The following is a 2,530-nucleotide window of genomic DNA, read 5'->3' on the forward strand; positions in this document are numbered from 1 at the left end:
GGGGAGCTGCGTCGGGCCGACCTCCGACGCGTCGCGGAGCCGCGTGACCCCGTCGTTGACGAACCAGTAGCGGAACGCGTGCTTCGGAAGCTGTTCGCGGGAAAGGTAGTCGTACTGCTTGAGGACCCGCGTCAGGAAGTAGGCGGAGATCTCGACGGTCGATTCGCCGACCTTCCAGTCGAACTTCTCGGCCTTTTCGACGACGAGGACGCGCAGCTCGGGCCGCCGCCGCTTGAGGAGGATTGCGGTCGAGGCGCCCGAAACGGCCCCCCCGATGATCGCGACGTCGAAGGCTTCCATCCGTTCCATCGGGGGAGCTTATCGCGGCTGGCGGGAGCGGTGAAAAAGGACGGAAATCCGGACAGGGGAGGGGGAAGATTCGGCGGCACCGGATTGTTTCCCTGACGTGCCCACGATCAAGCGCCGGATATTTCCGCTCCTCGCCGTCGTCCTGGCGTCGTTCGTCCCCGCGTTCGCGTCACCGCTGTCGGCCCGTCCGGAGAGCTGGGCGGTGGCCGTGCCGGCGAAGGGCGTGGAGAACTTCTATCGCGTGGAGCCGGATCTCTATCGCAGCGCGCGGCCTGGGAGCGACGGGTTCCGCGAGCTCCAGGCGCTCGGGGTCAAGACGGTTCTCGACGTCGAATCTCCCGGAGACGAGATGCTGGCGCGCGGAATGTCGCTCAAGCTCGTCCACGTCCCGATGACCGCGTTCGGACTTCGCGACGATCTCGTTCTCCGGGCGCTCCGCATCATGGCCGACCCCGCGAATCGCCCGGTCGTCGTTCACTGCCATCTGGGGGCGGATCGGACCGGCGCGCTCGTCGCTCTCTACCGCGTCGTCGTGCAGGGGTGGAGCAAGGCGGACGCGATCCGGGAGATGGACGACGGCGGGTATCACCACTCGTCCTGGTGGCGGAATCTCGACCGCTACGTCGCCGCGGCGAACGTCGACGCGCTCCGGAAAGAGCTCGGCATCGCCAGGCCCGGAGCCACGCTGCTCGCGGCGCTCGGGAAGAGCGGGCCAGAGGGCGCGGCGATCGTCGTCACGGCGGCGACCGCTCCTGCCCCGGGGGTTTCGTCGTCTCGCGCGGATTCCGTGCCGGCCGCTTCATCGCAGGCTGCCGAAGCTCCGGAAAGCTCCGGCATCGCGGCGCCCGCTACACTGAAACCCGGGGAGAAATCGGCTTCAAACCCCGCCCGCGACCGGCGCTGAACAGCGCGAACGGAAGCCCTTCGCCGCCGCAACCCCGGGCAAGAAGAGGAATACGGTCCTAACGAGGAGCCGCTTCGTTCCGGTACACGACTCCGCCCTTCATCACGAACGCGACGGACTCCAGGGTCCGGACGTTCTGCAGAGGGTCGCCGGCAGCGGCGACGATGTCGGCGACGTAGCCCGGCTCGATCGAGCCCCGGTCCGAGACCCCGAGCAGATCCGCCGCCCAGATCGTCGCGGAACGAATCGCGTCGATCGGCGTCATTCCATGCTCCACGAGCACGCCGAATTCCCGGGCGTTCAGGCCGTGGGGGTAAACGCCGGCGTCCGTGCCGAAGGCGATCCGGACGCCGGCCCGCACCGCCTTGGGAAAGTTCGCGTTCGCCTCCGCGCCCATCTGCTTTCCCTTTTCCCGGACGTGTTCGGACATTCCCGCGCCCGTATTGCTCGCCGGCTGCGCCACGTACAGGGTCGGTACGAGAAAGGTCCCCCGCTCCTTCATCAGGCGGATGCCCTCCTCGTTCAGCATCGAACCGTGCTCGATCGAGTCGACACCGGCGCGGATGGCCGCCAGGATGCCCTCCAGTCCGTGGGCGTGAGCCTCGACCTTCACGCCGTTGCGATGAGCTTCCTCGACCACCGCCCTCAGCTCCTCGTCCGAATACTGGCGCGCGGTCGGCGTGCGCTCCTCCCCGAGGACGCCGCCGGTCGCCATCACCTTGATCACCTCGGCACCGTGCTTGAGTTGATAGCGGACCGCGAACAGCACGTTGGGGACGCCGTCGGCGATCCCTTCCTTCGGCCCGAGCTCGAAGACGCCGGGCGGGAATCCGACGACGTCACCATGTCCCCCTGTCATGCTGATCTGGTACCCCGATGGCGTGATCCGCGGTCCCGGGATCGCGCCCCGAGCCACGGCGTTCTTCAACGCGACGTCGATGAAGTCGTTGGCGCCGCATTCCCGCACGCTCGTGAACCCCGCGAGGAGCGTCTCGCGGGCGTTGACCGCCGCCTGGATCGTGACATCGGCCGGCGTGGCCGTCATCAGACTGACGCCGCGCATCTTCGCCGTCCCCCCGACGGACAGATGGGTATGCATGTCGAAGAGGCCCGGAACGAGCGTGACGGGTCCGAGATCGAGGACCTCGGCGCCCGCCGGAACCTCCCGCCCGACGGATCGGATCCGGTCTCCTTCGACGACGACCACGGGATCCGGAACGATCACGCCTCGACGGACGTCCAGCAGGCGCGCGGCGCGGATCGCGATCGGGCGGACCTCCGCGGCGCGGAACGGCGCCGGAAGCAGGGCGGCGAGAA

The 2,530-nt window shown here is 68.4% G+C and carries 3 protein-coding genes; 1 reads left to right on the forward strand and 2 read right to left on the reverse strand.

Annotation, left to right across the window (positions count from 1 at the left end; translation table 11 throughout):
- Nucleotides 1–309 (reverse strand): tryptophan 7-halogenase (locus tag VFS34_04030; GenBank protein HET9793609.1); only part of this gene is annotated, 309 nt, incomplete at its 3' end.
- 97 nt (nucleotides 310–406) lie between these two features.
- Here VFS34_04030 and VFS34_04035 point away from each other — a divergent pair.
- Complete coding sequence (locus tag VFS34_04035) at nucleotides 407–1,213, forward strand: tyrosine-protein phosphatase (GenBank protein ID HET9793610.1); 807 nt, start codon at nucleotides 407–409, stop codon at nucleotides 1,211–1,213.
- 58 nt (nucleotides 1,214–1,271) lie between these two features.
- Here VFS34_04035 and VFS34_04040 read toward each other — a convergent pair.
- Nucleotides 1,272–2,530 (reverse strand): amidohydrolase family protein (locus VFS34_04040; protein ID HET9793611.1); only part of this gene is annotated, 1,259 nt, incomplete at its 5' end.

The sequence above is a fragment of the Thermoanaerobaculia bacterium genome, from assembly GCA_035717485.1.
Taxonomy (GTDB): domain Bacteria; phylum Acidobacteriota; class Thermoanaerobaculia; order UBA5066; family DATFVB01; genus DATFVB01.